General features: G+C 59.2%; 3 protein-coding genes. All 3 read right to left on the bottom strand.

The window, feature by feature from the left end; all coding sequences use genetic code 11:
* Window positions 1-18: 18 nt before the first annotated feature.
* Complete coding sequence (locus C9I57_RS32080; RefSeq protein WP_107154510.1) at window positions 19-2136, bottom strand: recombinase family protein; 2118 nt, start codon at window positions 2134-2136, stop codon at window positions 19-21.
* 289 nt (window positions 2137-2425) lie between these two features.
* Entirely contained in the window at window positions 2426-2893 is a 468-nt protein-coding gene (locus C9I57_RS32070; RefSeq protein ID WP_219909923.1) for a helix-turn-helix domain-containing protein, read from the bottom strand.
* Between the two features lie 194 nt (window positions 2894-3087).
* Entirely contained in the window at window positions 3088-3333 is a 246-nt protein-coding gene (locus C9I57_RS33760) for a DUF5372 family protein (protein ID WP_369008112.1), read from the bottom strand.
* Between the last annotated feature and the right edge of the window lie 55 nt (window positions 3334-3388).

Here is a 3388-nt window from a genome sequence, read left to right as displayed (position 1 = left end):
CTGATGAACTATCTGGTTTCATACTACAACTCCTTCTGTCGAATCGGAGGGTTTTGATTTCTTTGTCGCCGACGCCGCCGCGGCCCGGTCAACGAGGCGATCCCATCGACTGCAATGTTTCATCGGCAGGTTAGAGGTGGGGAGTTCGTATAGATACGCATGGTCGTTGTAGGAATGCCTCGTAACGAGACTGTGCTGCACCCAGCTTATGAGCGTTTCCACATGAATTCCAAGACGCGCCGCAGCCTCCGGCTTCGTCAACATCCCGCGGTCTCGCAGTCGGTCGAAGCGGGAACGGAGTCCGTTTCGTTGCGCGAGATATGAGACGCGCAACGCATTGAATCGGATGTCGGCCTTGCCTGGCCGGACGCAACCGCCAGGGCGGATGCCCTGTTCGTTAAGGATGTTTGCAATCTCAGAGCACGTGTGACTGTCGAGAAGCTTGTCGATGAGTTCCAGGACCTCTGGCCGGGTCTTGACCTGTTGCGCGGAGGATTTGGGGTTCTGTGCCGTCAGGGTCTCGGTCTTGCCGCCCTTGAAGCGGACATGGATCTTGGTTGTGCCTTCCGCCGGCAGTTTGATCAGCGTGACGTCCTCAATGACATGGGCGAGGAGCCGTTTGCGCTCGCGGTTCGGTACGCTTTGATCTCGCCAGAGCGTTTTGAAGTCGGTCGTCATGGCGACGAGCCGGTCGCGAATTGCATCGTCGAGAGCAAGGCGGTCCTCGTGCCGGCCACGCTCTCTTTCCTCCTGAGCCTGAGCTAATGTGCGCAGCTTGCCGTTCCATTCACGTTCGAGGGTATCCGCGACCAGACGGTTATTGGGGTCGACGAGCATGAAACGCCGTTGCGCGAGGTCTGCTTCAAACTGAGCACGTTCGATTGCACGCAGGCGTAGGCGATCGGCGTCGTCGTACCGAGCCTCGATTTCTCTTCGAATCTCCAGCGCCAGCTCGACTGCGGCGGGCGTCATCATGGCCGTAACCAATGCACCGACCGCGTCGTCGATGGGCCCGCCTGCAATCGACTGACAGCACGGCTCGCCACGCGTGCCTTGCGCGCGATCGCAGACATACCACGCCTCCTGTCGCCCGCGCCGCGTTGCATACCGGAGACGGAAGTGTCGACCGCAACGCCCACAGACGGCGCGCCCCTGCAACAGGGCCGCGCCCTCTCTCGGGGGCGATGCTCGCGCGATTTCATATCCACGGCCGTTGGACTCGAGAATCTTGAGATTCTGCTGAAACTGCTCCCAGGTGATGTAGCCGGGGTGAGCGTCCGGGATGCAGGCGAGCCAGTCATCGCGCTCGCGCTTTCGAGGTACATTCTTCCCGTCAGCAGTTCGCCGATAGTGCCGTCTGCCATAGACGTAGGCGCCCGCATAGCGTGGATTGTTCAGCGTGCGGAGCGCGGTCGATGCGGTGAGCGGCCGGAAGGTGATCAGTTTCTCGTTGCGCATGCGAGATGGAAACCGAAGCCCCTCGTTCTTGAAGACCTTGACTGTTTGGCTCGCGGAACCTACTCGTGAGAACGTCTCGAAGAAATAGGCGATTATCTCCCTGACCTGCGAGTCTGGGTCGAGCACGACGTTGCCGATCTCGTCGTACACGAAGCCCGTCGGGAGTGGGCAGCGATACTCGCCGCGGCGTACTTTATTCAGGATTCCGCCGCGCAGTCGGGCTTTGATAACATGAAGTTCGGCCTCGCTCATCGTTCCCTTGAGGCCCAGCAGAAGCCGGTCGTTGAAGTTGGCTGGGTCATATACCCCATCCTCGTCGAGAATGAGCGTATCAGCGAGGGCGCAGATCTCGAGCAGGCGATGCCAGTCGGCATTGTTTCTTGCGAGGCGAGAGACCTCCAGGCCCATGACGATGCCTGCGCGTCCCATGCCGACGTCAGTGACCAGTCGTTGAAATCCTTCGCGCCAGGACGCCGATGCGCCCGACTCACCTTGGTCGCTATCGATGGTGATGATCTGATCGTCGCGCCAGCCCAGCGCGGTCGCACGGCCACGAAGGGCGTATTGCCGTTTCGTACTCTCGACGTTCTCGATGACCTGTCGCATCGACGACTGTCGGACGTAGAGATAAGCGCCTCGTTCGAGGTGATGAGGTTGAACTTTGAGCGATGCATTCACGGTGTTCTCCGGTCATTGATCGTCATTGCCATTCTTGCGAGTAAGTACACGATGGCCTGATGTTCAAAGGGCTCAGCTGGTGTCGGAATCCGCGCCGAGATCGACTTCGATCTGGCGATGGCGTCCGCGGCCAGCTTGCGCGCCCATCCCCACATGCCTTGATGGAGAAAGACAATTAGCCCACTGCGAGCAGTTGGGGGCAGGGCTTCGCCTAGCATGGCCGAGCGCAACGTCTCGTACTGCGTGACGATTGCGGACGAAGGCGTTGACGGTCTCGCCTCGGCCCTGGTTATCGCGCAGTTTTTTTTCCACCGACGGCGCGTTCGATCGTTCGCGGATGTACTTCAAGGCCAAACTCCTTCTGAATCAGCTTCGCCAGTTCACGCGCCCGGATCGGCTCGCCGGGGGAAAGCTGCGCCTTGAGGAACGCCAGTACGTCACTCTGGATTTTGTGTGGACCGCGCGGCCCTCGCTTCCTGGGTACCAGTCCAGCAATACCCCTTTCCTCGAAGTCCGCCTTGGCCTGGTAAAAGGTCGGTCGTGAGACGCCGTACTCGTCAGACACATCCGTCACCGACGCCTTCTCGACGGAGACACGACGCAGCATCTCGTACTTCACCTGCACTGCATCGAGCGGATCGAAGAACCCGCCTTCCTGGAATTTCGGATCACAAACCCTATCCGGCGCGGGATTCAGCGCGCCGTCTTCGGCGAGCGCGTCGGCCTTCGAGCGCTTGCGTTGGTTGCTTATCGGCACCTTCGACTCCATGCGATCTTAATGTAACGTAATTATGCCGCTTAAATCCACGTTGTCAAGGTCGAGAGGTGCAAGATCTTCGCGATATGTAATCCACAAATTGCGGCGTAATGCCGACGACATTGGGCCTGAATGCGGCATCAATTGCTTTACATTCGCGGCGAATTTATCCTTACACTCGGTCGAGGCTAGGGTTACCTACCCGAGCGAAGGCGTGTGACGAGGTTTGCGAGTTCCATCAAGTCCGCGATCCTGAATAGCGCGCGCCCTTGCCCCATGACAATTTCAGCGTCGGGGGCAGCGATATCGGTCCACGCCGGAGGAACGGAGCAAATAGTCCTGTCGTCGACACGTAGCAAGAGACGCTTGCCAGAGCGGTTATAGCGTTCACCGACGCAAACGAGCTGCCGGCCGCTAAACGGATGGAAGGGATGGGTTATGCGGACAAGCTGCGTCGAGGCCGCGGAAAGGCCTGCATTCCGAGGTGAGTTACAA

Source organism: Trinickia symbiotica (assembly GCF_003028655.1).
In the GTDB taxonomy this organism is placed as follows: domain Bacteria; phylum Pseudomonadota; class Gammaproteobacteria; order Burkholderiales; family Burkholderiaceae; genus Trinickia; species Trinickia symbiotica_A.
This window is presented reverse-complemented; position numbering and strand designations above follow the sequence as displayed.